A 25,307-nucleotide genomic window follows, 5' to 3' on the forward strand; every position below is an offset into this window, starting at 1 on the left:
TCCAACATCCTCGCTAACCCGCCGATAGAAACGTGGGTCGTTTTGGGCATCGAGCACGACGACTGGCTGGCGGGTGGTAATTGCTGCCCCAACCAAACCTTGGCCAGGTGGAACCCGCACGCCCGCCAATTTTTCTTCGCCCGCCTCAAGCGTCATCACAAAGACCAATTCGTTGGTCACGGGATCGAGCAGTAGCAGTGAACCAGCCTCAACCTGAAAATATTCGTTGATCTTCTTGACCACCAAGCGATAGACTTGGCGTGGATCAAGCGATGAAGTGATTGTGGCGGCGATATCGTTGAGCGTATTAATTTCTTGATTACGTTTAGCGGTATAGTCTTTAAGCTGAACCGCTGAAATCGCTAGAGCCAAATTATGCGCCAACAACTGAGCAGCCTCGATTGCTTCAGCCGACCAACGGCCTTTTTTGGGCAAGAGCAAGGCCAAAAAGCCAATTAATTGCTGGCTGGCCAATAACGGCAACACCAACAATTGGGCTTGGGCACTCTCGTCATTGCTTGGCAACAGGGCAGTTTTTTGTTCGATGGTTTGGGCAATCGCTTGATCGAGCAATTTTTGGGTGGCTTTGCTGGGGTTGCCATAGAGATATGGCGTGGACGAACCGCTATGGTGTTCGTTATCAAGCAGCCCCAACTTAACGACTTCGACCCCAAAACCAGTAGCACATAACTCGGCCACTGTAGCTACCAAAGAACTAAGATTTGCTGCGTTGTTGATTGCCTCGGCAATTGCCAACAACTGAAAACCGCTGATTGGACGTGCGTGATTTTGGGTAGTTGCAACGTCAGCCATATGTATTGTGCTCAAATCGTAGATTTCAGGCTTCTCTGAGGAAAATTATACTGTAGAGCATGCCCCAAACGCAAGGAGTTTTACCAACAAACTTAGCTCCACGCCAGTACATCAACCAGCGTGGAGCCAAGCGATTTAGGCGCTAATTACCACAAAATCAAGGGTAAATTGTTTTCAATACTATGTTGGGCAGCCGCACGTAATTCGTGCAAGGCTTGGTGAGCAGCTTGGCCTTCGGCTCCACGCAAATTGCGCACATGGCCTTCGAGTTCAGTCAATTCGCGCGACAAAGCAACCGATGAGCCAAATGAGACCACATCTTCGCTGCCTTCTTCCCATTCTTCTTCGTCAGCTTCTTCGCCTTCGTAGCTCAACCAAATTGGCTCAGCGAAATCGACTGGCAAATAGTAGCCACCTTCGCCTTGATGGTTGATCAAGTGTGGATATTTGGTTTGGCTTTCGCCTTCCCAAATATTTGCCAACACTGGGTCAACTTCATCATCTTCGAGGTTAGCTGGCAAATTATCCAAATCGCTGCCTTTTTCTGAATGAGCAGCTAAGCGACGCAAGTTGTAGAGATCGGCAAATGTCGCAATGCCGCCGTTGTAAACTTCTGCTCCAGGCATTGAAAGCAGATCAACCTCAACGCCTTCTTCGCGCAACAGGTCTTGAACATCTTCAACCCAAGCTTTTTCTTCTTCAAACATCGCTCGATCATCTTCTGGGCTGACGGTGATCATCGAGCCTACTACTAAATCTAGCTCATGAGTTGGCATGCCATCGGACATGAGAGAATCTCCTTGTATGTGCAAACACGCCCCTAAGTGCAACTTAGGAGCGTGTCCATTATACCATGCTCGTTGTCGGATTATGCCCGAACAACCAAGGTGTCAGCAATTTTATCATGCAAGGCTTGCTTCTGCCCATCCCACAATGGCCACAGATAATCCAAAAGGGTGGCAATCCCAATTACAAAACTAATAATCCCCAAAAAGCCAAATGATGCTGTTGCAGCGCTAAGATTGCCAGCAGCAATATCATCGATACTATTAAAGCTGATCATCCCAATCACCAAATTTATAACTGTGGATGCAATGGTAATCGCCAAACGCTTCACTGCCACCACAAAATCCATTGGTTGATTGGTGCGCCGAATAACCCGAATTTTCACGATTTTTTTACCGATAGTTTGTCCAGTTGTACCATGGAAATAGGCAAAGTAGCCAATATTAATAATGAGATTCAAAAGCGAACCAATAATATACATGCCAAGGCTTGATGCTGAACTGGTGCTTCCGGTGAGATTAAAGTTTGCAGTGACACCAATCCCTGTAATGAGATTTATTATAACGCTTGGGATAAGTAAGATCAAAACATCCAAGAAATATGCGCCAAAACGAATACCCCAACTGGCATACATTCCGGCAGCACTAGGCACTGCATAGCCACCTTGGACAAATGGTTGTTGGCCGTAAGGCTGTTGACCATAGGGTTGCTGACCATACGGCTGTTGTGGTTGTTGACCATAGGGTTGCTGACCATACGGCTGTTGTGGTTGTTGACCATAGGGTTGCTGAGGTTGTTGGCCATACGGCTGTTGTGGCTGCTGAGGTTGTTGGCCGTAAGGATTGTTAGGGTCTTGTGGTTGGTATGGATTACTCATAAGGGCGTTCCTTTCAACACAATCAAGGACTACTTACTTCAACTACATCTTCTCTAACGACGACGGCGTTCGCGTTGATCGTCACCATCGCTGACAACAGCGGTCAATACAATACTAATCAACGAAATAACAATCGACCCAAGCAATGCTGTGCCAAAATCTTCTACATAAAATTGTAGACCTAAATCTTGCGAGATTGCCGATGTGAGCATCAGCATCGCCGCATTGATTACAAAGATAAACAAACCGAGCGTCAAAAATACGAGTGGACATGACAAAAGTTTCAGAATTGGCCGAACCAAGGCGTTGATCAAGCCAAAAATCAAACTAACAGCCAATAAGGTTTTAAGATCAATGCTCAGTGGCTGATCAATTGAGCTAACCCCACCACTGATCCCAGGCACTAAATAAACCGTCACAGCAATTGCAATCGCATTAATCAGCCAACGAATAATCAGACTCATACCATGAACCTTCCTATGCCAAACCAATTACTATACAGCTCAGCCAATTATCGCATGCGGCATCAGCCATATCAAGGGTTTGCTAATGGATTACTAATCACAATCGTATTGGCATAGGTTTGATAAGGCGCTAGTTGCAACCCTACGCTCGCGGTTATTTCACGTTGCGGCTGGCGCGGATCGTTGCTGTTGATCTGCACAATGCTGACCGCAGGATGTTGCAACCAACTGATTGCCCCAAAGCCCTTAAGCTGAACCAACACGGTGGCTTGTTGATTGGGCGCGATCGTCAGGCTACTTGGCGTAGCACTCAACCATTGCTGACTACTTGGCTGATTGAGCAATTGCCAATTGTGGGCCGCCAAATATTCATGGCTTTGATGGCAACCCAAAGCCTGCCCAACACTACTATTGGTATGCGTGCCAACTCCCCAGCGGCCTGGAAAGTAGCCCATCGCCCCATAACGATACTCAACCTGCCCACTACGCTCAATAATTAATTGGAAGGTGTAGGTTGGGGCAGCCGTGGGAAGATGTTCTTCTTGCCAGATTGGAACCTGTTCATAACTCGCCACAAACGTATCAGCATCAACCCTTCCAGCACGGATAATGCCACCCTCTGAAGGATCAAGATCAGTCCAGAAGGGGGCAAGCGTGGCATTGGGCAAATTGTTGGCCGGAAAGCAGTTAGCGCTAGGGGCAGCACTCCGCGTTTGATTCAATGAAACCCAGCCATTTGAACTCAGATAAACCTTGTTTGCCAAAGTGCCAAACAATGGCGCACTAAAGCCCAAATCCAAGGCATCGGTATACACTTGGTCATCATCGAGCTTTAATTCGGCCAAGCCAGTTGTATCGTATAGGGCGGTTCTCGGGACTGGGGTAATCTGCCATTCCTGATTTGGCACATGCGGCGAAACGACTAGCGGCTGAGTGCCCGCATTGGTCAAGGTTACCGCAAATGTGCGTTGTTCAGCAAAAGCCAAGCTAGCACTGATCGGCGGAATTTCAGCCAGCATATGCGGAATATCAGGCGTTAATGTCAGCACATTGGTCTGCTGGAGATTTAAATCAACCATCGTAGCCGCTGGATGATAGCCAGTAGCTTGGGTCGAGATCTCATGGCTGCTGGTTGTCAGGGTCATGGTGTAATGGCCGGTTGGATCGGTATAACTAGAAGGCCCGCCACCAATGCTGACCCGCCCATACACCCCACGTCCATGCCACCGATCAACTAATTGGCCGGTAAATTGGCTAGTATTGGCTGCGGCCTCGACGATCAGTTCTAATTCAAAGGTGTTTGTACCTGAACTAGCGACCACCAAAACATTCGCCCGATAGCTCCCCGCTGCGCTGACTTGGCGGGTATCCAAAGTGATCGGAATCGTCACGAGGGTATTCGCTGGAACAAGCAACTGCTCAGGCAAACTCAGCCAAGCCACATCAACTCGTGCCTGACGTACCGCTGCATAGGCATCGGCACTGCCCCAACCATACACATTATTGGGCCGTGCTGTTGGCGCATCGCCACATTGGGCCGAGTAACGCGCTTCGCTTGTGTTCGTCAACAAGGCTTGGGTTGCAGCTAAATCGCCAATATACTGCGGGTTCGCCGACCAAATTAGCGCAGCAATACCGCTCACATGAGGAGCCGCCATCGATGTGCCATCGAGCAAGGCTGTCGATCCATTCGGCCAAGCTGAAGGAACACGCACACCTGGCGCACTCAAATCGGGGTTGGTACGACCATCGCTGGTTGGCCCACGCGAAGAAAAATCGGCGATCAGATTATTAATATCGACAGCACCAACACTGAACACATTGGCATTATTACCAGGTGCAGTGCTCGTATAGCAGCCAGAGCGCCCAAAATTGCCCGCCGCAAACACACTCAAAATGCCTGCTGCATCCCACGCAGTAATATACCCGCTGTACCACGTGCTTTCGCCTGGCCCACCCCACGAATTATTGATGATGTGTGGACGTAAATCGGGCCGCGGATCGCAAGCAATTTGCTGATTGCGTTCGCAGCCAACCCGGGTTGGGGCAAGCATCCATTGGGCACTTCTGATCAAACTCAAGTCATCGCAGGTCAACGCCCCACACGCGCGGGCGGCAATCCAACGAGCGGCTGGTGCAACACCCAAGGCCATGCCCTGCTGGTCATTCGCTCCCACCAAACTGCCCATCGTGTGCGTACCATGGCCCGCCGGATCGGTTGGCAAACGATACTGATACAGCGGATCAAACCAGTTGTAATCATTGCTCAAGCCATTGGCTGACCAACCACGATAATTATTCAGCAAAGCTGTATGGCTTACGGTAACGCCAGTATCAATATTGGCAACCACAATCCCCTGACCACGCACGCCCCAATCAGACCAAACATGGGGCGCATCAACCGCCGCCACCCCCCACGCCACATTCTCAGGCTCAGTTACAAGAGTCGTCGCTACGCTTGGGAGATTAAAAACATGGTTAGCCCCAATGCTAGCAACCGCTGGATGTTGCGCCAGATCCAAGGCCAACTGCTGATCACCCTCAACAATCAAACTATTGACAATCCACAACGATTGTGGGTTGTGGCCTTGCGCCCGTAATGCGTTTAGCAAAGGGGTTTGGCTATGTTGGGCATGGTCAGTCAGGGTTTTGTAGACGTAATCACCACGTGCAGCCCAATCATCAAAGGTGCTGGCCAAGCTCAAATCGGCTTGCTCGGCCAAAAATACCAGCAGCGTTTGCGGCTGGCTCGGAGCATCATGCCAATAGTTTTGTAAATTTGGGTCAATTTTTTGGGGAAAGCTTGGCACAGCCACCCGCAACAACGGATCAGGCTGGCGTTTGGCTTGGGTTGCAGGCCAAGCCTCGTACAACTGAAGCGTGCGTTGAGGCAAGCCACGATTATCGAAGCTTAGGCCGCGATTGGTTACGCTGGCAATTGGCATAACAAACTGAATGGGCAGGGTTGTTCGGGCACTAACCGAGGGTAAAAGGCCAAAAACGAGCAGGCCGATTGTTAAAACGCGCCACATAGCACCACCTCACAGCTACAGCATAAACTGATTAAACCATGAATAAAGATGCAGGGCTATATTCCAATTGGCCTATTTCGAGGGCGGCAACCACACCCAAACTGAGTGTGGCTGCCCAATTTAGAGGTTACCAGCTAACACGGTCGTACCAGGCGCGGTTTGCGAACCACCAGCCGCCTCAATCGTCACCATCACCTGTTGAAAATCGTTGACTTGACTATCAGCGGTGATCACTAATTGAGCATGACCAGCCGCATTCACGGAAAACTGATCGCTTGGAATTGGCTCTTGACCAGCTCGGGCTAGCCAAAATTGGTAAACTTGGCCTTCAGGCAGGGGCGCTAGGCCATCAACCACCAAAACTGCCGTCTGATTGCCAGGCTGCATATACATTGTGCCAACCGCTTTGGGCGATTGCTCAGTAGCTGCCAATTGGCGCGACGTGGTGGTTTGCGCTACCACAAAGGCAACCGCCTGCTCGGCCTTGGCAATTTGCTCGTCGGCCTGCACGCGCCGCAACCGTTCGCTGGCAACTTCGCGTTCAAGCCCAGCCACATTGGTGCGCAATTGATTATTCTCATTACGCAAGCCAATATTCCAACCACCCAAGGCAATGAGCAAGGCCAAAGCCGCAGCCCACGCCAACGAGAGGCGACGAGTCGTAGGACGGGTTATCGGACTAGTCTGCTTGCTAGCACGAGCACGAGCCAACAACTGCTGCTTAACAATTGGCGCTGGTTGAACCCGTGGGGCCGCCAAAGCCAATTGATGGACAGTCCGTTGCAACTGCTGAATTTTCGTGCGCAGCAGTGGATTATTGGCGATTTGAATTTCGACCGATTGTTGCTCATCGAGACTCAAAATGCCAAGTGCATAACCAATCAAGAGTTCTTCTAATTGTGCATCCATCATTCGTTCCACTGTTGTGTACCCAAAAGATCACGCAGTTTCAAGAGACCAAGCCGCACACGCGTTTTGATCGTGCCCAAGGGATTGCCTAATTTATCGGCAATTTCACGTTGAGTCAGCCCACTAAAATAGGCTAGTTCCAACGCTTCACGTTGTTCGGCAGAAAGCGCCTGCATTGCTGAGCGCACAACTGAGCGTTGTTCACCCAACCAGACAACTTCTTCCACATTGGCTTCATCGGCAATCGCCTCAAGCAATGGTCTTTCAGGGTCTTCATAGGCAGCTTGAGGGCGAGCCGCACGACGGCGCAGTTCGTCGATGCTCAAGTTGCGAGCAATGCCAAAAAGCCAAGGGGCACAATTACCACGGCTATTATCAAATGTGCTTGCCCGTTGCCATACTCGCCAAAAAGCCTCTTGGGTAATTTCCTCGGCAATCTCGCGTTGACGCACGATTTTCAAGGCAATCCCCATCACTGTTGCAGCATACCGATCGTAAAGTTGCGATAGCGCCTGCTCATCGCCCTGGGCAATCCGCCGAATTAACACATTATCACCTGGCGGATCACCAGGCATTGGGCGCTGATTATCGTTAATTGGTACTACGTCCGAAGCATCCGAACGGATGGTTGAAGCAGCCCACCATAGCTGAACCTGTTGAACAATTTGGGCAAACCATGAAGGGCTTGAGATGGCTTTAACGTCGCCTAAATCAAATTTTGGTCGTGCAAACACCATTAGTGCCTCAACTTTGGGTGATGAGTACGCGCAGCATTAAACACGAAAATCTGGAATTGGTACTCAGCAACATTTGGTTTCATGATGAATCATTGTATCATACAGATTAAGCATTGCATGGGGCGATTGTACCGCTCCCCTTGTGGCTTGAAACTCGGTGTTATAATTCCCAAACAATACGCATATCTGTGGAGTATCCAATGGCCGCGAATGAACCTGGTCAGGTGACAAGCCCCGAAGATTCATATCAGCGTTTGCGAACCGAGTATGAACGGTTGCAGTTGCTCTATAGCCTCGCTCAACAGTTTGCGACGATGTTAAGTTTACCCAATGTTTTGCAGCATGTGCTCTCAGCCACAACCCGCTTTACCAATGCTGTGCGTGGTAGCATTTTCCTCTATGGCGAGTACGATGAAGTTCAAATGCATTTGCTTTCTGAGCGTTTTCAACAAGCTCGCTTGACTCCTTTTACTAATCGTATTTTACGCGAAGGCTTGGCAAGTTGGGTGCTCAAGCATCGCCAAAGTGCCTTAATCGCCGATACCAATCTCGATGAACGTTGGATCGATTATCCCAGTGATACGTTGGATGTACGCTCAGTGCTGTGTGTGCCGCTTTTGCGTGGGCGACGAGTGCGCGGCGTGCTGACCTTGGTGCATCCTGAAATTGGTTTTTTTACCATGGATGATGAGGCGCTGCTGAATGTGATTGCCCAGCATGCAGCCATGGCGATTGAAAATGCCCAGCTGATCGCTGATATTAATGATGAGCGGCGCAAGTTCGAGGGAGCTTTCACCGCTATGGAAGAAGGCTTGATTTTGGTTGATGGCGATGGTCGGATTCACTTTGTTAATCCCCAAGCCTTAGCCTTTTTTGCGGTCACTCCACCCGTGCCCGAACACCTGAACGAGCTTTCGCAGCAAGTTTTGGGCTTATTCAAAGAGGCCCAACAAACTGGTGATAGTGTGCGTGCCGAGATTGTGCTTGAGCAGAATCCCACCACCGATCTGGCCATCCACATTGCCTACATCCCCATTTTCAGTGAACAAGAAGATTGGTGGACGATCGTGCTCCACGATATTACGCGGCTGAAGGAGTATGATCGGCTCAAAACTCAGTTTGTCGCCAATGCTTCGCATGAATTGCGCACGCCTTTGGCCAATATTAAGTTGTATGCCCGGTTGGCCCAGCAAGTCAAAGCTAAAACCAAGTTACCTCAATATCTCGAAACTATTGCGAGCGAAGCAGGCCGCTTGGAAGCAATCGTTGAAGATTTGTTGACCCTGACCCGCTTGGATAGCGGCTTGATGCATAGTAGTCCTGAATGGGTTGATATTATTGAATTGTTGCGCAACTTAGCCCAAACCTATCGCCCGCTGGCCGAAGCGCGGGAACAACGCTTGATTTTTCAAGAATGTACCAGCAATTTGCCCAAGCTTTGGTTAGCCCCCGATCAATTTATGCGGGTGGTCGTGAACTTGCTAAGCAATGCCCTAAAATTCACACCAACTGGCGGCACAGTCACGCTATCGGTTGATCGCCAAACCCAAGCGGGGCAGGCTGGCACGCTTATCACCGTAGCCGACACTGGGCCAGGCATCGCACCTGAACATCAGCAACGCTTATTTGAACGTTTTTATCGCGGTAGTAACCCAACCGAGAGTGGTAGCGGTTTAGGTTTAGCCATTGTGCGTGAGTTGTTGGCCTTGATGGGAGGCACAATTTCGGTAGCCAGCACCGTTGGTCAAGGTTCGCAATTCACCTGTTGGTTGCCCTTAGAACAACACACTCACACCGCATGATTACTCAATTAATCGTAATTTTGTTCGTAAACTCTCACCCCTAGAGTGGATATGCATTGTCCATTTTTTGACCGTTTTCGCATCTGTTCTGAAGAAGGAGTACCCCATGCGGATCCTGATTGTTGATGATCATCCGGTGTTTCGGGAAGGGGTACGTGCCCTGCTCGAAACCCACGATGAGATGGAAGTTGTTGGCGTGCTTGGGCATGGGCGCGACGCTGCCGTAGTTGCTAAAGATCAATTTGTTGATGTGGCCTTGCTCGATGTGAGCTTGCCCGATATGCCTGGCTATGAAGTTTGTCGCTCCATTGTGGAAGCGTCGCCACGCACTCGCGTGTTGATGTTGACCGCCAACGACACCAACGATGTGATTCGCCAATCGCTGGCCGCTGGGGCTGCTGGCTATGTGCTCAAAACCGAAGATCCCTCACGCTTGATCAGCCACATCAGTGCAGTTGCTCAAGGTGAAACAGTTTTGGCTGGCCCAATTGCTCAAAAAGTTGTGCGCCAACTATTGGAAGGCCCACAGCCAACCGTCTCGACCAAAACCAACGATGCCCTGAATGCCTTGACCGAACGCGAACGCCAAGTCTTTTTCTTGGCAGCCGAAGGGCGGCGCAACAGCGATATTGCTCAGCAATTAATTCTGAGCGAAGAAACAATTAAAACCCACTTGCGCAATATTTATAGCAAATTAGGTTTAGGCAATAAAGCTGAATTACGCTTGTTCGCGGTGCAAGCTCGCCTCGCACCACCCCAAATCTAAGCTAAAATTCCCACAATCGAGGGATAAAACAGGGCTTGGACGTGGAGATCAGTTCATGCTAAGATGAAAATCATTGCAATTGACCCTTGTGGTTTGAGTACACACTTATGAATGAGCACGCTCCACAACGATTTGTCCGTGATCCGGCGATTGTTACCCGTAGCATTGGGAGTGAAACGGTGTTGGTGCCTGTGCGACCAAACACCGCTGCCCTCAATGCTATTTTTGCCCTTAACGAGACTGCCGCGCTGGTTTGGCAAGCTTTGGCTACACCCCAAAGTCTAGCCGAATTGATCGACCTCGTGTGTGCTGAATACGATGTTGAGCCTCGGGCCGCCCAAGCCGATCTGATTCCGTTGTTGGAATCGATGCTTGAGGCCGCTGTTATTCAGGAGGTTGCCTAAGCATGGAATTATGTGCTGAAACCAACGATGCGGCGTTCAATGTTCGATTAGCAGCTTTAGGTCGCGTGCCGGTCTCGATGTCGTTCGAGTTAACCGAGCGCTGCAATTTAAATTGTCAGCATTGCTATATCAACTTACCAGTTAATCACCAAGCTGCCCGCCAACGTGAGCTTTCGACCGACGAATGCAAACGGCTTTTCGACGAAATGGCAGCAGCTGGCACGCTTTGGTTGCTGCTGACTGGCGGCGAAATTATGGTGCGGCGCGATTTTGAAGAGCTGTATCTCTACGCTCGTAATCTTGGCTTTGTGATTTCGATCTATAGCAACGCCACCATGATCACGCGCCAACGCGCCGAATTTTTGAGCCAATACAAGCCCCATTTGGTCGAAGTAACCTTGTATGGAGCCACCGCCGAAACCTACGAAACCGTAACCCGCGTGCCTGGCTCGTTTGCCAAGTGTATGCAAGGTTTGGCGCTGTTGGCCGAATATGAGATTGATGTGGTGCTCAAAACCGTCTTGCTCAACATCAACTCGCACGAATTTTTGGCAATGAAGGCCGTTGCCGAGCACTATGGCTGGGATTTCCGCTACGATGGCATGATTCACCCACGCTTGAATGGCGATCGTTTTCCCACCACCTTGCGGCTTAGCCCCGAAGAGCTGATCGAAATTGAAAAACTCGATCCACAGCGGGTTGAAGAATGGCAAGATTACTGCAACGGGTTTTTGGGCTACCAAATGAAGGGTGGCGAAAAAACCTTCACCTGTGGCGCTGCCAATAAATCAGGCCATGTCGATGCCTATGGGATGGTCAGCCCGTGTATGATTACCCGTACCCGCGCTGTCGATTGGCGAGCAACCAATTTTATGGAAGTCTGGGATGGCTACTTGGCCGATGTGCGCGAAACCCGCAATACCGAAGCCACTGCCTGCCACTCCTGCGAAATGTCTTTGGTCTGTACCAATTGTCCAGGTTGGTCGGCCTTAGAACGTAACACGTTGGAAAATCGCCCCATTGAATGGGTGTGTGATAGTACGAAGGCGCGAGTTTCTGCTTTTGCCGAAAATGCCGACCGTTGGATCAATAATGCAATTTGTCTAGAGGTTCGCTAACCTCATACCGGGAGGATGTCTCATGGCACAACAATCATCAAGCCAGCCCGAGCGCAAGCCACACAAAGCCTATGTCAAACCAACGATCGAAACGGTTGGCTTGCGGATCAAAGAAGATGTGTTGGCGGTTTGTCGCACGACCAGCAGTGCTACATCGGGCGCAAATTGTAAAATTACCCCCTGTTTTACCTAAGCGTTATTTTCACCATGGTTATGCTTACAATTGGCGGTTGTCGGTTGGCGCTTGATCTGCCAACGTGGCCAGCAATGGTCGATCAACAATTTCAAACCACCAACACAACCGCCGATCTGACGATTCTTAGCTGTGCTGCCGCTGACCGCTACCCGCTTGGTCAGCGGCTTTTTCAGGCCGATCAAGTTTGGGCGCTCTGGCAATCTGCGCATGTTCGCAGCATCGTTGGCCACCCACCAACCCATGCTGAGCCATTATGGGTGTTGCAACAAACCGCCAGCGATACCTGGTTGTTAAGCCATGATCCCAGCATTAGTGCCGCCGAAGTGCTGTTCGATTACCCCGCTTTGCAGCTGATTTTGATCGAATGGCTCAGCGCCAATCAAGGCGGCTTATTGCATGCTTGCGGCTTGATCGATGGCGAACAAGGTTTGCTCTTGGTTGGTCCTCCAGGTGTGGGCAAATCGACTTCAGCTCGTTTATGGCATAGTGCTGGAGCCTGCATTTTGAGCGACGATCGAGTGATTGTGCGCTGGCAAAATGAGCAACTTTGGGCTTATGGCACACCTTGGTATAGCAGCGCTGGCTTGATCGCAGCCCAAGCTGCCCCAGTTCGGACGATTTGCTATCTCAGCCATGGTCCAGCCAACCAAGCGATCAGTTTGAGCAGTGGTCAGGCCTTGCGCCATTGGTTGCCAGAGCAATTTCTGCCCTTGTGGAATCCAATCGCGCTTGATCAGGCCTTGCAAGTTGCCGATTATGCTACCAGCAAGCTGGACCAATGGCACTTGGCGTTTGTGCCCGATTCTGAGGTAATTAGCTATGTGCGCCAACAGCTTGGCTGAACGAGTGCTGAGTGCCGCCGAGGCCTATGATTTGGCGCAGATCGTAGCGCAGGCTGGTGGGCAATTACAGCTTCAAGTCGCGGGCCGCAGCATGCATCCCATCTTGCCCGACCAAACGTTAGTAACAATTGCAGGCTTGCCCAATCGTATCCCACTCGGCAGCGTGGTTTTGGCCAAAGTTGGTCAACGGGTGGTCATTCATCGCTTGCTTTGGCGTAAACAAGCACACTATTTGATTGCTGGCGATGCCTGTCCCTATTTCGATGGCTGGATCGAACGCTCGGCAATTGTGGCTCAAGCAGTAACCTGGCAGGCTGCCGAAAAATCATTGAGCATGAATAACGGGTGGCGTTGGTATCAATGGAGTTTGGCATGGTTGCGCCATGCACGGCGTTGGTTAATTCATCATTTGAGGTAAGTATGCTACAACGTTGGTTAATTGGCTGTTTGGTTGTGTCGCTGATGTTGATTCGACAGCCCGTGATTGCCCAAATTACCACGGCGACACTCACGCTACAACGCCACGATCAGCAACTGCATATCAACGTGCAATTACCCAAACCAACCCTGCAACCCAATAGCATCAACATTGCAGGCTGGCAAAATGATGCCACACCTGATCAGCCGGCCTTGCCGCGTTCAAGCCACTGGTTAGTTGTGCCAGCAGGCTACCAACTCAGACTAAAATCGGTTAATCCTCAACAACTACAACACTATCAGCAACAACTTAGCCTCACTCCTAGCAGTGGTTGGCAGGTTGATCCACTCGCGCCAAGCAAGGCCATAGCGCTAAGCGCACCAAGTGTAGCCGTCAAACAAGCCCAATATCCAACCACATGGGCCAACCTTGGTCAGAGCGTCCAAGTGCGGGAGCAACAACTTGTGCCATTAACTATTTTCGGGGCGCAATGGCAACCAAGCAAACAGCAAATAGTTGTACCAAGCTCAATCGACATAGCGCTAGAATTTGTGGCAAGTACCGAGCAACCCAGCTTGCGAGCTGATCCATTTTGGAACGAACTGCTACGTCAGCAAGTGCTCAATCCCAGCGATCTACAAAATCCAGCATTACGCCCAGCCTTTGCCACAACCACGCCAGTAACCAATGGAGTGCGAGTGAGTTTTGCCAACCCAGGCATCAGCGAAATTCGTTGGAGCGATTTGCAGGCGGCGGGCGTGCCAAGCCAATGGCTCAATCAATCGGCTAATTTACAACTATGGCAAGGGCGCAATCAACTGCCACGGTTGCTGACTGCCACGGGCATGATTTTTTATCTACCGCCCTACAATCGTGATCAAAGCCTGCAAGGGAGCGTGATTGTGCGCTGGAATGGACAGCAACCAGGCAATGTGTTGGTTAGCGAATCAGTCAATTCGGCCAACCCAAGCCTGAGCTACTATAGCGAGACCTTGCGCTTGGAAGAACAAAAACTCTATCTGAGCGCCTTTCCGGCCAGCGGCACAAATCGTTGGTGGTGGCAATATTGGTATAGCCCAGGCTCCGGCCAAAGCGCTCAGCCCTTGCAAATTAATTGGAATTTGGATAATGCAACTCGCTTCGATCAGCCAGCCCGCTTGCGGTTGCGCTTGCATGGCGGCAAGCTTGGCAATCGGCATCAAGCCGAAATTCGCCTGAACAATCGTTTGCTCACAACCGTCACAATAACCGGCTTTCAACTGCTTGAGTCAACGATTAACCTGCCAAGTGGCTGGCTTAGCGCAACCAACCAACTCACAATTACCCCAATGAGTACCGAGCGCGAAACCAGTTTTCTCGATTGGGTTGAGCTAGATTACCAGCGTCAAGCGCAGGCAGTTGCGGGCCAATTACAATGGTCAAGCAGCCAAGCCAACCAAAGCATTAGCAATATCATCAGCGAAAATCCGTTGCTATTCGATGTGCAAACGCCCTTGGCTCCGCGCCGCTTGATTGGCTGGAATTTGCAGCAAGGCCAATTAAGCTGGCAAACCAGTGGCAATCGCCGCTACCTTGTGCAGAGCCAACGCCAAACACCGTTGAGCAGCGTTTGGTTTAGTCAGCCCGATTTGAGCAGCACCAGCCAGCAAGCCGATTATTTGCTGATTAGCTATAACCCAGCCAACTCCTCGAGCTGGAGCGATGCACTGCAACCATTGATTACCCAACGCGCCAGCCAAGGCCTCAAGCCATTATTAATTGATGTGCAGCAGATTTACGATCAATTTGGCGATGGGCGGGTTGATCAACAGGCGATCGCTGATTTTATCAAGTATGCCTATCATAATTGGCAAGCACCAGCGCCTAGTTTTGTGGTGTTAGTTGGCGATGGCACGGCAGATCCGCACGATTATGCTGATATTATTGGACAACCCGTGACCAATTTTATTCCACCCTATTTGGCCGATGTTGACCCGTGGTTGCGCGAAACAGCCGCCGACAATCGCTATGTAACGGTTGCTGGCAACGATACTTTGCCCGATTTGTTCTTGGGGCGCATTCCAGCGCGTTCGCTGAGCGATGTTGAACATGTAGTTGCGAAAATATTAAGTTACGAAGCCACGCCCAGCAACGCCGATTGGCTGAACAAGCTGTTGTTTATCGCCGATGATCCAGATGTATCGGGCGATTTTCCGTGGCTTTCAAATGAGGTGGTGGAAATTTTACCGCCAACGGTTGATGATCAGCAGTTGTACTACACAGCGAATACCAATCTGACGAATTTTCGGGCAGAAATCGTTAATCAGATCAATAATGGTCAATTTTTGGTCAATTATGTTGGCCATGCGGGCATCGATGTTTGGGCTGATCCGACGATTTTCAACCAGCAATCGGTGGCAAGTTTAAGCAATAGCGCCTTGCCGTTGATGCTCTCGTTGAGTTGCTATGCTGGCCATTATCAACAAAATGACCTTGAATCGTTGGCCGAAATGCTGGTGTTGCAGCCTGAGCATGGAGCAGTTGGTATGTGGGCGGCTAGTGGTTTGGGCATCGCCCATGGCCACGATTACCTGAATCGTGGGTTTGTAAACTCGATTATCAACGATGGTTGGCGCTTGGTTGGGCCAGCAACAATTCAAGGCAAGCTTGATTTAGCAGCGGCCAATATCTCGCCCGATTTGCTCGACACCTTCAGCTTTTTTGGTGATCCGGCCTTGCGTTTGCCCTTACCAACCAACAATGCTTGGCAACCACAGGCCGATTATTACGAAGTTTTGCAATATTCACAGGCTAATCGGCTAACTCCATTGGCGAATGATCAAGCCGATTTTAGCCAAATTATCAGCCTTGAACAACCACAACATGGCCAAGTATGGCTCGATGCAGATCAACGCAGCGTTCGCTACACGCCTGATCCCGTTTATAATGGGCTTGATTCATTTAACTATCAGGTGCGCAATTTGAGCTTGAATCAAACCCTAAGTGCGACAGTGACGATTAGCGTAACCGCGATTGCGCCGCAGCTTTACCTACCATTGACCATCGCAGATTATTAAGAATTTGCTTTACAACCAGCGGGCAAAATAAGGCTTTAATGCGATATGTAGCCTTTTAGTCCTATTGCACAATTGTAAAGAGAGCTATATAATTTGCGCCATTCTAGGGATGATTGAAGCATATAGAGTACGAGTTTGTAGTGGTACAACCGCCAACCATCGATTCGACACACGACGATTTGGGCTTGCTTCAAGAATTGCTGGCAGCACCACCACCAGTGCGTTCGTCATTGCATCGGCCAGCCCAACTCCGTTCGCTCAAAGAAGAGCGGAAAACTGCACTTCAGGGTTATCGTTTCCGTGGGGTGCTTGACGCTATTTTAGTGCGCTCGGAACGTTTGTTGATTGTTGGGGTAATCATCTTTTTTGGTTATTGGGTGGTCAACATCTACGGACGCGATTGGTGGTATGCTCGTAACAATCCGGCGGCTCCAGCAGTGGCTTGGGAAGCACTCGCACCAGGAGCTAGTGCCGCTGAACTTGATCGAGTGCTAGGCCAACAATTACCAGTGATTGCACCCGCCATCAGCGCGGCTGCACCCGATTATCTTGTGCCTGCTCAGGCGTTTATCTTGCCACCTGCATCGCCAACCCCAACGCCTGATCCCATGAGCTTTGTTCCCAAACGGATGATCGTGCCAACAATGGAGCTTGATAGTCCGGTGCGTGAAGTTTTTCTGCGCGATGGCATTTGGGAAGTTGCCGATTATGCTGTGGGTTATCATCATGGCACGGCCTTACCAGGCAAAGGGAATAGCGTTTTTGCGGGGCATGCAGGGATTCGCGGTAGTGTTTTCGCCCGCCTGAATGAACTTCAGATTGGTCAAGATATCTACGTCGAAACTGCCGATACCCGTTATCATTATCAAGTCCAGACAATTCAACAAGTTTGGCCAAACCAAGTCGAAGTTATGTATCCAACCGAGCAAGCAATTATCACCATGATCACATGTACCGCTTGGGACACCCAGCGGTTGGTAGTTAAGGCTCGGCTGATTGATCAGGCAGCGCTCTCCTCTTAATTGCGGAGGCAATAGATCGAGGGGTTTCGCATGAAATCTTTTTTTCGTCGGCAACGCCCGACATCCCTCCGCGAACGAGGTAAAGGCAAAGTTCGCTGGACAATCTGGGAGTTAACAGCGCTGGTTGTTAGCATCGTTATGATGGCAACCCCTTTGTTAGCTGCGATTAGCAGTGCTATTTTTCCATTTAATGCTCAGGCGCAAGCCACGATTCGGCCAACGTCAGCAGCAACACCGGTTACGCCGTTACCACCAACCGCCACCCAGACCTATCCGGTGCCAACCGAAACACCGCTTGTCACGCCGTGTCCAACGTTTGAGCCAACCGAAACACCAACCGAAACCGCCACAACCTATCCTACACCTGGCACACCTGGCACACCGACCGATACGCCAAGTGTCACGGATACGCCAACGACAATTATTACGTCAACCAATACACCAGCTGTGACCGATACGCCGAGCGTCACCGACACCCCAAGTGTGACAGACACGCCGAGCGCACCAACGGCTACGACGATCATCACACCAACTGAAACCAGTGTTGTAAGCCCAACGATACCCCGTGGTGGGATGAGTGGAAGCACGCGTTTGCATCGGCCTTTAGCCCAAACGCCTGATCCATGTGCAACACCACCAACGATTGTCATTCCACCAACCGATACCATTCCACCTGATGAAACACCAACGGGCACAATCACTGGTCCGGTTACACTGACCCCAGCAACGCCAACCATTGATTGTTTGGTTGCAAGTTGTACGCCAGTTCCAACCCTACCAACTGATATTGCCACGGCAACCGAAACCACCTTGCCAGCCGATGAGCCAATCGCGGTGGGCAAGAGTAGTTCGCGGGCGCTCGTGCAGCCTGGCGAAACATTTAGTTATATCATCACGGTAAGTTTCCAAGATAATGGCGATGGGCAAACTTCGCGCTCAGTCAGCATTAGCGACCCATTACCAAGCCAGGTAACCTTTATTGCAGTTCAACAACTTGGCACAGCGACCTGCGTTGGTGGCACAACCGTCAACTGTAATGGGACGGTCAGTGCAGGTAACCCAATTGTGGTCACGATTCAAGTCCAAGTTAATGCCAGCGTGGCATTGGGCACGAATATCGTTAATATCGTTAGTGCCACGGCGGCCAATCGCACGTTGCAAGCAAGCGATACCGTGATTGTGCCTGATACCTTACCAACCAGCACGCTTGGCACAGCTGGCCCAAGCTTCACGCCAATTGTTGTGACCAATACACCAATTACGCCAATTGTGACCAATACTCCGATTACGCCAATTGGTGTAACCAATACTCCACCTACCAGCACACCAGTCACACCAATTGGTGCAACCAACACACCTGGTGGCTCAACCAGCATACCTGTTACGACTGGTCCAAGCAATACGCCACGGCCAAACCAGCCGAGCAATACGCCACGGCCAAATCAGCCGAGCAATACGCCACGGCCAAACCAGCCGAGCAATACGCCACGGCCAAATCAGCCAAGCAACACACCACGGCCTGATATTACGCCAGTGCCAGCAACCAATGTGCCTGTTGCCACGGTTGTTCCACCAAGCAACCCAAGCGCAACGCCACGCCCAGGTGTGCCAGTGCCTTCGGCAACTCAGCGCCCAGGCGGTGGTTCAAATCCAAGTGCAACGCCACGGCCAGGCGCACCAGTGCCTTCGGCTACCAATGCACCAGCTGGCAGCCAACCAACCAATGCACCCGCGCCAGCTACAGCAACGCCAACCAATCCAGCTGGCTTCGTCACCGATCCAATCGTGACTGGCTTGCAGTTCCAAAAGAAGAGCGATTGGGGCAGCCGCTTTGCAGGCGAAAGTTTGATTTACACAATCACGATTATCAGCCCAACTAATTCGTTGAATGCTGGTACGATGCGTGATGTCGTGGTGGTTGATCAATTGCCAAGCAACTTGGAAACCAATGGCCCAATCAAGGTCAGCGACCAAAATGCACGGGTTGAACAACAAGGCAACCAAATTACCGTGCGGGTCGGGGTCTTGCCAGCAGGCCAAACCTTGACAATCATGATTCCAGTCAAGATCAAAGATGGTGTGGCTGCTCAAACGCGGATCGTCAACCAAGCTCAGTTGAATTTCACTGGCTTGGCCCAGCCAATCTATTCGAATATTTCGAGTGTTTTGGTGGTCGGCGAAGCTCCTGCAGTCAGCGCCACAGCAGTTCCTAAGGGCAATGTCGGCGGCGGTGCTGCAACTGCCAACCCAGCAACCGTCACGCCAAATACTGGCATTGGCGGCGGCCAAGGTAGTGGCGATGGCACTGGCGCAACCGATGTTGGGGTTAGCAACCCAGCTACGAATATGGGTATTCCAGCAGCAGGCTTTGTGCTCTTCGCCCTGACGATGTTCGTTCACGTTATACGGGTTCGCCGCGAAATGACGCGGATCTAAACGACAATTTCAACCAAACCAAAACCCCGCTCACGTGAGCGGGGTTTTGGTTTTAGCTTATTTAATCAATACTTGGCGATCATGTTCAAATTGCCAATCGCTGAGCGCTTCCAATTCAACTTCTAAGCGTGGATGTAACGGGTCAATCCGTTTGACCAGATGAATATCGACAACCCGATTATCGTTAATTCCAAGGCTGGTGCAAATACTATCTTGGGTTATTTTGAGGCCGCCATCGAGATCGCGGCGCAGCGGCGTTTCAAAATAGAAATCGAGGAATAGCGCAATATAACCTTGATGAGCTAGCGCCAGAAATTGCTCCGAGATCGTATCGCGTTGTTGTAAAAGCGCTAGTTGGCGTTTGACTTGACGTTTGAAAGCTTGGGCTTCGCGGCTGAGCACACGGCGATTACCAACCGTCACATATTGGCTGTTGATTGATGGTGGTAATGGCAAACTAAATTGAACAACCACATGCCCCTCCAAACAACATCAAATGCAAACACAAGCTTAGTATAGCACATGCTTGCCAAACATTTGTGTTATTTGATTAAAAATTTAATCGAATAGCCTAAAAAGCTTTGACTTATCGCCTAGAATATGCTATAGTTGGCAAGCCAACACCCTAACGCTGATGAGGTCGCGTTTAGGGCTTTGTTGTGTTTTGATGTCCTTTTTTGGAAGGAGCCTCCTATCAGAGACAAGCTACGAATCAATAATCGGATTCGCGTGCGTGAAGTGCGTCTGATCGACGAAAACGGGAACCAAGTTGGGATCATCACGACCCGTGATGCACTCGACATGGCACATGACCGCGATCTCGACTTAGTTGAGGTTGCCCCGAATGCTAGCCCGCCGGTTTGCCGCCTTATGGATTACGGCAAGTACCGCTACGAGCAAACCAAGAAAGAACGCGAAGCCCGCAAGAATCAAAAACAGGTCGAACTGAAAGAGATTCGCATGCAGCCGCGCACCGACACCCATGACTTGCAGGTAAAGGTGAACAATGCTCGCCGTTTCCTCGAAGAAGGGCATAAAGTGAAGTTCTCGGTACGTTTCCGTGGGCGTGAAATCACTCACCCTGAAATTGGCCGCGAAATGCTCGAGCAAATTGCCGAGGATTTACGCGATCATGGGGTGCTTGAGCAAAAACCCACGCTCGAAGGTCGGGCCTATTCGTTGATCATGGCCCCATCACCAAGCAAAACGCAGCCTGCGAAACGTAGCGATAAACCGGCTCCACCATTATCATCATTAGGAGATATTGATTTCGATGCCGAAGATGAAGACCAACAAGCAGGCCAAGCGCCGCTTTAAAATCACTGGCACCGGTAAGATTATGCGCACCAAGGGTGGCAAAAGCCACTTCCGCCGCCGCAAATCAACCCGTGTCAAGCAGGCTCTCGATAAGATGTTCCCAGTGAGCCCATCAGACGTGAAGCGTCTGCAACGCTCATTGCCTTACGGCCTGAAGTAGTTCGCCCGTCGGAAAATTGATGCTGGTTAGTAGCGGGATCAGGGTTACAAGCTTTGCAATGCTCCTGTACCGTCTCGCCAGCATTTTGTCTGTACTCAATTTGGAGGTATCTCGATGGCACGTATCAAACGTGGCATTATGACGCACAAGCGTCACAAGAAGCTTTTGAATCAAGCCAAGGGTTTCCGCGGCAGCCGTTCTCACAACTATAAAACCGCTCACGAAGCAGTGATGAAGGCGCTTGCCTACGCATATCGCGACCGCCGCAACCGCAAACGCGATTTCCGCCGCTTGTGGATCGTGCGGATCAACGCTGCTGCTCGCTTGAATGGTTTGAGCTATAGCAATTTGATCAATGGCTTGAACAAGGCTGGCATCGTGATCGATCGCCGCCAATTGGCCGACTTGGCTGTCCGCGATGCTGCCGCTTTCACGGCAATTGTCGCTCAAGCTAAGCAAGCTTTGGCCTAGTTCAAGGCATGGTGCTGTGTTGATCGACCTCATTACCAGCACTGCTAATCATCACGTTAAATACCTGCGTTCGTTGTTGCGTTCCCGTAAGGATCGTCATAGCGAACGCAGGTTTGTTGTTGAAGGGGTGCGCTTGGTTGGCGAAGCGCTCAATTTTGCCACACCAAGTTTGTTGCTCTATGTGCCTGAGCAGTTGGCAAGCACCGAACGCGGCCAGCAGTTGCTCGATCTCATTGCTCAATTGCCCAATGCTTTTGCAACAACCCCAGCAATCTTGGCTGGACTCAGCGATGTTGAGACCCCTCAAGGCATCATCGCGGTTATCCCAATGCCTCAATTCACCAGCCAATCAGCCTCATTAATCTTGATGCTCGATGGCGTGCAAGATCCTGGCAATGTTGGCACGCTGTTGCGCTCAGCCGAAGCCGCTGGCGTTGGCCAAGTGTTGTGTTTACCAGGCACTGCCGATGTGTGGAGTCCCAAAGTTGTGCGCTCAGGTATGGGCGTGCATTTTCGGCTACCCATCGTCGATGGCTTAAATTGGGAAACTGCCTTGCCGCTGATTGAGCATTGCCAACAACGCTTCGCGGCGGTGCAAGATTCACCCTTATCCTATGATCAGGCTGATTTGACCCAACCAACTGTGTTGATTATCGGCAATGAAGCTAACGGCGTTTCGGCCACCACCCTCAGCTATTCCAGCACCATCACCATCCCCATGCTTGGCTCGCTCGAATCGTTGAATGCTGCGGTTGCCGGCAGTGTGTTATTATTCGAGGCCGCCCGCCAACGCCGAGTAAAGTAAAAAGTCAGAAATCAAAAGGCAAAAAGCTCAATTAATGCAGTAGAGCAAGGGTTATAGACTTCATCCAAAATTCTCTGCGCCGCTGCGTTAAAAAATTATTCTCCAAAGTACCCCAAGTACAGGGTTTAGCCACAGACGAGCACAGATTTATTTGATTATTTGGCTATTGGCTGTTTGTAATGGGTCATTGGGTTAACAACCAGTTCTAGCATGCCCTCACCCCAACCCCTCTCCCACAGCGGCGGGCGAGGGGCGTTCAACCGTTCATAATGGGATGGTTCCCTATCGCCTCGCATGCGGGAGAAAGGCAGCGGTTGCCACCCTCATAAACAATTACGGCTATTGGCTTTTGTTGTTTGACTTCTGCCTTTTGATTTCGCCTTCATCCCTCATAATTAAAAAAAGCTCCTCGCCCGCCGAAGCAAGCAAGGAGCTGGGATTCATCTATGCTCAAACATTTAGAGCAAGAGCTTGAATGGGTTTTGCAGCAAGTTCTTGAGTTCAACCAAGAACTGGGCAACGCTTGCTCCATCAGTGGCGCGGTGGTCAGCTGAAACCGTGACATTCATCAATTGACGAATCACAATTTCACCATCGCGGACAACTGGAGTGGCAATTGTGCTGCCAACTGCCAAAATTGCGCTTTGGGGTGGCGTGATAATCGCGATGAAGTTGGTGACATCGAACATCCCCAAGTTGCTGACGGTAAACGTGCCGCCTTGGAGATCGTCGAGGCCAGCTTTGCCATCGCGGGTGCGGCCAATCACATCGCGCATTTGGTTGGAGATTGCGCCGAGGCTCAAGCTATCGCAGTTGCGCACGACTGGAGCCAACAAGCCAGCATCGGTTGCTACAGCCACGCTGATGTGAACATCTTTGTGAACCAACAACTTATCGCCAGCGAAGGTCGAGTTGAGTGCGGGGAACTTCTTCAAGGCGATAGCACAAGCCTTCAGCAACAATTCAGTCACTGAAAGTTTGCCACCATGAGCTTCACGCAACTTAGGCAACAAGGCTTGAATCGCATCCATTTCAATCGTTGAAGTAACGAAGAATGGTGGCACTTGTTGTTGGCTTTCGACCATGCGCTTGGCAGCGGTTTGGCGTAAGCGCGAGAGTGGCTCCTCGGTGTAGACCGAATTTGGTGCTGGTGGCGCGAAGATCAAGCCAACTGGTGCTGGCACTGGTGATGCAACTGGAGCCGCTTGTGCAGCAGCTGGCGCAGCGGCTGGGGTAGCAGCAGGTGCAGCCTTTGGTGCAACGGCAGCAGCCAATACATCGGCCTTAACAATTCGGCCATCAGGGCCAGAACCCTTGAGGCCAGCCAAATCTACGCCGCGTTGTTCGGCCAAACCGCGAGCAGCTGGAGTTGCAAACAAGCGCCCAGTGCTGGTTGCCGGAGCACTGGCTGCTGGTGTAGCCTCAACTTTTTCTGGTTGAGCGACCACGGCAGGAGCCGGCGGAGCGGCCTCGCCACCCTCGCCAACTGCTGGAGCATCGCTGGAAGGCGTAACGCTGGCATTGGCTGCTTCGGCCTCGTCATCGCCTGAGCCATCGTCAATTTCGGCGATTGGCGCACCAACTGGCACGGTTTCGCCTTCGTTGACCAAGAACTTTAAGATTGTCCCAGCCTCAAAAGCCTCGATTTCAATCGTGACCTTATCGGTTTCGACTTCAGCAATTGGTTCACCACGCGAAACCTCATCGCCTGGCTTTTTCAACCATTTGGCCAAAGTACCTTCGACCATATCGTAGCCCATTTTGGGCATTTCTAGTTTCTTCGCCATCGTGACCTCGTGTGTTGGTGGTTTGGCAACAAGCTTAGAATTCACGAAACCGTTTTCTTTAGCCTGCTGCCAAGCCACCCAACCTCAACTACTGCTGCCGAATCTTTTGGGTCTTGCCTGCCAGCACATTCTTGACTGCTTGAATGACTGAATCGGCATTGGGAACCACATGGGCTTCCAAGTTTTTGGCATACGGCATTGGCACTTCGTCAAAGCCCACGCGCCAAATTGGAGCATCCAAGTGATCAAAGCCTTCGGTATACAAGCGAGCGGCAATTTCCGAGCCAACACCAACTGATGTCCACTCTTCGGTGGCAATTACAGCGCGGTTGGTTTTGCGGAAACTTTCCAAGACTGGCTCCATATCGAGCGGACGAATGGTGCGCAAGTCAACCAAGGCTGCATCGATGCCTTCGCTTGCCAAGGTTTCAACGGCTTGTTGGCAGTAAGGAATCATGCGGCCATAGCCCACAATCGTCACATCTTTGCCATCGCGCAACAAGTTCGATTTGCCAATCGGAACGGTGTAGCTTTCTTCTGGCACTTCGCCCTTGATGTTGTAGATCCCAGTGTGTTCGATGAAAATCACGGGATCGGGATCTTCGATCGCGGCCTTCATCAAGCCTTTGGCATCGTATGGAGTGCCAGGCACAACCACTTTCAAGCCTGGCATGTAGGCATAGTAGTTATCGAAGGCTTGCGAGTGGGTGGCGCTCAATTGACCATAGCCATTGGGCATGCGGAACACGATTGGGCAGGTAAATTGACCACCGAACATATAGTGCAATTTAGCAGCGTGGTTGATAATCATATCCAGCGCCAAAATTGCAAAGTTGGTGGTCATCATTTCCACGATCGGGCGCAGGCCGTTCATCGCAGCGCCGATGCCTAAACCAGCATACCCAGCTTCAGCAATTGGCATATCTTTGATGCGTTCGGGGCCGAATTCTTTTTCAAACCCTTTGGTGACACCGTAAGCGCTATCGTAGTGAACAACATCTTCACCAATGATAAACACCCGTGGATCGTTGGTCATTGCTTCGCGCAATGCTTGGCGCAAGGCTTCCGAGTAGGTTATAACGGGCATTG

Annotated in this window: 24 protein-coding genes; 14 read left to right on the top strand and 10 right to left on the bottom strand. The window is 50.9% G+C overall.

What is annotated here, in order from left to right:
• The 7 genes from DEF47_RS19055 to DEF47_RS19085 form a co-directional block, all read right to left on the bottom strand.
• Positions 1 to 813, bottom strand: an 813-nt coding sequence (locus DEF47_RS19055; RefSeq protein WP_287045298.1) for a GAF domain-containing protein, incomplete at its 3' end; no start/stop codon positions are given.
• A gap of 146 nt (positions 814 to 959) precedes the next feature.
• Positions 960 to 1,601 carry a putative DNA-mimic protein gene (locus tag DEF47_RS19060; RefSeq protein ID WP_012192177.1) on the bottom strand — a complete coding sequence of 214 codons (642 nt, stop codon included), beginning with the start codon at positions 1,599 to 1,601 and terminating at the stop codon, positions 960 to 962.
• A gap of 80 nt (positions 1,602 to 1,681) precedes the next feature.
• Positions 1,682 to 2,476: an RDD family protein gene (locus DEF47_RS19065; protein ID WP_012192176.1), complete on the bottom strand. Its 795-nt coding sequence runs from the start codon at positions 2,474 to 2,476 to the stop codon at positions 1,682 to 1,684.
• 53 nt (positions 2,477 to 2,529) lie between these two features.
• Positions 2,530 to 2,940: a phage holin family protein gene (locus DEF47_RS19070; protein ID WP_012192175.1), complete on the bottom strand. Its 411-nt coding sequence runs from the start codon at positions 2,938 to 2,940 to the stop codon at positions 2,530 to 2,532.
• Positions 2,941 to 3,011: 71 nt separating this feature from the next.
• Positions 3,012 to 5,972, bottom strand: coding sequence for a S8 family serine peptidase (locus DEF47_RS19075; RefSeq protein ID WP_012192174.1), 2,961 nt, complete (start codon positions 5,970 to 5,972; stop codon positions 3,012 to 3,014).
• A gap of 120 nt (positions 5,973 to 6,092) precedes the next feature.
• Positions 6,093 to 6,881: an anti-sigma factor domain-containing protein gene (locus DEF47_RS19080; protein ID WP_041304935.1), complete on the bottom strand. Its 789-nt coding sequence runs from the start codon at positions 6,879 to 6,881 to the stop codon at positions 6,093 to 6,095.
• Complete coding sequence (locus DEF47_RS19085; RefSeq protein WP_287045299.1) at positions 6,881 to 7,618, bottom strand: RNA polymerase sigma factor; 738 nt, start codon at positions 7,616 to 7,618, stop codon at positions 6,881 to 6,883. The genes DEF47_RS19080 and DEF47_RS19085 overlap by 1 nt, the downstream gene beginning before the upstream one ends.
• A gap of 200 nt (positions 7,619 to 7,818) precedes the next feature.
• On the opposite strand from DEF47_RS19085, the gene DEF47_RS19090 reads away from it, so the two are divergent.
• From DEF47_RS19090 to tasC, 10 genes are all read left to right on the top strand, one after another.
• The gene (locus tag DEF47_RS19090; protein WP_012192171.1) at positions 7,819 to 9,420 is read left to right on the top strand and encodes an ATP-binding protein; all 1,602 of its coding nucleotides are present in this window, start codon (positions 7,819 to 7,821) and stop codon (positions 9,418 to 9,420) included.
• A gap of 106 nt (positions 9,421 to 9,526) precedes the next feature.
• Positions 9,527 to 10,186, top strand: coding sequence for a response regulator (locus tag DEF47_RS19095; protein ID WP_012192170.1), 660 nt, complete (start codon positions 9,527 to 9,529; stop codon positions 10,184 to 10,186).
• Positions 10,187 to 10,293: 107 nt separating this feature from the next.
• Entirely contained in the window at positions 10,294 to 10,590 is a 297-nt protein-coding gene (locus DEF47_RS19100) for a PqqD family protein (RefSeq protein WP_012192169.1), read from the top strand.
• Between the two features lie 2 nt (positions 10,591 to 10,592).
• Positions 10,593 to 11,708: a radical SAM protein gene (locus DEF47_RS19105; protein WP_012192168.1), complete on the top strand. Its 1,116-nt coding sequence runs from the start codon at positions 10,593 to 10,595 to the stop codon at positions 11,706 to 11,708.
• A gap of 22 nt (positions 11,709 to 11,730) precedes the next feature.
• Positions 11,731 to 11,901 (top strand): hypothetical protein, encoded by a 171-nt coding sequence (locus DEF47_RS19110; RefSeq protein ID WP_287045300.1) that lies wholly within the window; start codon positions 11,731 to 11,733, stop codon positions 11,899 to 11,901.
• Positions 11,902 to 11,915: 14 nt separating this feature from the next.
• On the top strand, positions 11,916 to 12,746 hold the full coding sequence (locus DEF47_RS19115; RefSeq protein WP_012192167.1) for a phosphoenolpyruvate carboxykinase (ATP): 831 nt from the start codon (positions 11,916 to 11,918) through the stop codon (positions 12,744 to 12,746).
• Entirely contained in the window at positions 12,724 to 13,164 is a 441-nt protein-coding gene (locus DEF47_RS19120; protein ID WP_012192166.1) for a S24/S26 family peptidase, read from the top strand. Before DEF47_RS19115 ends, DEF47_RS19120 begins: the two co-directional genes overlap by 23 nt.
• A gap of 2 nt (positions 13,165 to 13,166) precedes the next feature.
• Positions 13,167 to 16,220: a C25 family cysteine peptidase gene (locus DEF47_RS19125; RefSeq protein ID WP_012192165.1), complete on the top strand. Its 3,054-nt coding sequence runs from the start codon at positions 13,167 to 13,169 to the stop codon at positions 16,218 to 16,220.
• A 140-nt stretch (positions 16,221 to 16,360) separates the two neighbouring features.
• The gene (srt, locus tag DEF47_RS19130) at positions 16,361 to 17,242 is read left to right on the top strand and encodes a dedicated sortase (protein ID WP_287045301.1); all 882 of its coding nucleotides are present in this window, start codon (positions 16,361 to 16,363) and stop codon (positions 17,240 to 17,242) included.
• A 30-nt stretch (positions 17,243 to 17,272) separates the two neighbouring features.
• On the top strand, positions 17,273 to 19,678 hold the full coding sequence (gene tasC / locus DEF47_RS19135; RefSeq protein WP_287045302.1) for a sortase-dependent surface protein TasC: 2,406 nt from the start codon (positions 17,273 to 17,275) through the stop codon (positions 19,676 to 19,678).
• A 57-nt stretch (positions 19,679 to 19,735) separates the two neighbouring features.
• Here the strand turns inward: tasC and DEF47_RS19140 are convergent, their stop codons facing one another.
• Positions 19,736 to 20,152: a RusA family crossover junction endodeoxyribonuclease gene (locus DEF47_RS19140; protein WP_012192162.1), complete on the bottom strand. Its 417-nt coding sequence runs from the start codon at positions 20,150 to 20,152 to the stop codon at positions 19,736 to 19,738.
• A gap of 255 nt (positions 20,153 to 20,407) precedes the next feature.
• On the opposite strand from DEF47_RS19140, the gene infC reads away from it, so the two are divergent.
• The 4 genes from infC to DEF47_RS19155 all read left to right on the top strand — a co-directional run bounded on the left by infC (position 20,408) and on the right by DEF47_RS19155 (position 22,431).
• The gene (infC, locus tag DEF47_RS19145; protein ID WP_502697257.1) at positions 20,408 to 20,995 is read left to right on the top strand and encodes a translation initiation factor IF-3; all 588 of its coding nucleotides are present in this window, start codon (positions 20,408 to 20,410) and stop codon (positions 20,993 to 20,995) included.
• On the top strand, positions 20,952 to 21,155 hold the full coding sequence (gene rpmI / locus DEF47_RS25215) for a 50S ribosomal protein L35 (RefSeq protein WP_054535718.1): 204 nt from the start codon (positions 20,952 to 20,954) through the stop codon (positions 21,153 to 21,155). The genes infC and rpmI overlap by 44 nt, the downstream gene beginning before the upstream one ends.
• A gap of 114 nt (positions 21,156 to 21,269) precedes the next feature.
• Entirely contained in the window at positions 21,270 to 21,626 is a 357-nt protein-coding gene (gene rplT, locus DEF47_RS19150; RefSeq protein ID WP_012192160.1) for a 50S ribosomal protein L20, read from the top strand.
• A 16-nt stretch (positions 21,627 to 21,642) separates the two neighbouring features.
• Positions 21,643 to 22,431, top strand: a complete 789-nt coding sequence (locus tag DEF47_RS19155; protein WP_012192159.1) for a TrmH family RNA methyltransferase — start codon at positions 21,643 to 21,645, stop codon at positions 22,429 to 22,431.
• Positions 22,432 to 22,889: 458 nt separating this feature from the next.
• Here DEF47_RS19155 and DEF47_RS19160 read toward each other — a convergent pair whose 3' ends face one another.
• Positions 22,890 to 24,218, bottom strand: a complete 1,329-nt coding sequence (locus DEF47_RS19160) for a dihydrolipoamide acetyltransferase family protein (protein WP_012192158.1) — start codon at positions 24,216 to 24,218, stop codon at positions 22,890 to 22,892.
• 88 nt (positions 24,219 to 24,306) lie between these two features.
• Positions 24,307 to 25,305, bottom strand: a complete 999-nt coding sequence (locus tag DEF47_RS19165; RefSeq protein ID WP_012192157.1) for an alpha-ketoacid dehydrogenase subunit beta — start codon at positions 25,303 to 25,305, stop codon at positions 24,307 to 24,309.
• Positions 25,306 to 25,307: the final 2 nt, after the last annotated feature.

Source organism: Herpetosiphon sp. (assembly GCF_003512625.1).
Lineage (GTDB): Bacteria > Chloroflexota > Chloroflexia > Chloroflexales > Herpetosiphonaceae > Herpetosiphon > Herpetosiphon aurantiacus.

Coding starts and splice junctions, on each gene's coding strand:
- DEF47_RS19060 (WP_012192177.1), bottom strand. CDS start 1,601: ATGTCCGATGGCATGCCAACTCATGAGCTAGATTTAGTAGTAGGCTCG.
- DEF47_RS19065 (WP_012192176.1), bottom strand. CDS start 2,476: ATGAGTAATCCATACCAACCACAAGACCCTAACAATCCTTACGGCCAA.
- DEF47_RS19070 (WP_012192175.1), bottom strand. CDS start 2,940: ATGAGTCTGATTATTCGTTGGCTGATTAATGCGATTGCAATTGCTGTG.
- DEF47_RS19075 (WP_012192174.1), bottom strand. CDS start 5,972: ATGTGGCGCGTTTTAACAATCGGCCTGCTCGTTTTTGGCCTTTTACCC.
- DEF47_RS19080 (WP_041304935.1), bottom strand. CDS start 6,881: ATGGATGCACAATTAGAAGAACTCTTGATTGGTTATGCACTTGGCATT.
- DEF47_RS19085 (WP_287045299.1), bottom strand. CDS start 7,618: ATGGTGTTTGCACGACCAAAATTTGATTTAGGCGACGTTAAAGCCATC.
- DEF47_RS19090 (WP_012192171.1), top strand. CDS start 7,819: ATGGCCGCGAATGAACCTGGTCAGGTGACAAGCCCCGAAGATTCATAT.
- DEF47_RS19095 (WP_012192170.1), top strand. CDS start 9,527: ATGCGGATCCTGATTGTTGATGATCATCCGGTGTTTCGGGAAGGGGTA.
- DEF47_RS19100 (WP_012192169.1), top strand. CDS start 10,294: ATGAATGAGCACGCTCCACAACGATTTGTCCGTGATCCGGCGATTGTT.
- DEF47_RS19105 (WP_012192168.1), top strand. CDS start 10,593: ATGGAATTATGTGCTGAAACCAACGATGCGGCGTTCAATGTTCGATTA.
- DEF47_RS19110 (WP_287045300.1), top strand. CDS start 11,731: ATGGCACAACAATCATCAAGCCAGCCCGAGCGCAAGCCACACAAAGCC.
- DEF47_RS19115 (WP_012192167.1), top strand. CDS start 11,916: ATGGTTATGCTTACAATTGGCGGTTGTCGGTTGGCGCTTGATCTGCCA.
- DEF47_RS19120 (WP_012192166.1), top strand. CDS start 12,724: ATGTGCGCCAACAGCTTGGCTGAACGAGTGCTGAGTGCCGCCGAGGCC.
- DEF47_RS19125 (WP_012192165.1), top strand. CDS start 13,167: ATGCTACAACGTTGGTTAATTGGCTGTTTGGTTGTGTCGCTGATGTTG.
- tasC (WP_287045302.1), top strand. CDS start 17,273: ATGAAATCTTTTTTTCGTCGGCAACGCCCGACATCCCTCCGCGAACGA.
- rpmI (WP_054535718.1), top strand. CDS start 20,952: ATGCCGAAGATGAAGACCAACAAGCAGGCCAAGCGCCGCTTTAAAATC.
- rplT (WP_012192160.1), top strand. CDS start 21,270: ATGGCACGTATCAAACGTGGCATTATGACGCACAAGCGTCACAAGAAG.
- DEF47_RS19160 (WP_012192158.1), bottom strand. CDS start 24,218: ATGGCGAAGAAACTAGAAATGCCCAAAATGGGCTACGATATGGTCGAA.
- DEF47_RS19165 (WP_012192157.1), bottom strand. CDS start 25,305: ATGCCCGTTATAACCTACTCGGAAGCCTTGCGCCAAGCATTGCGCGAA.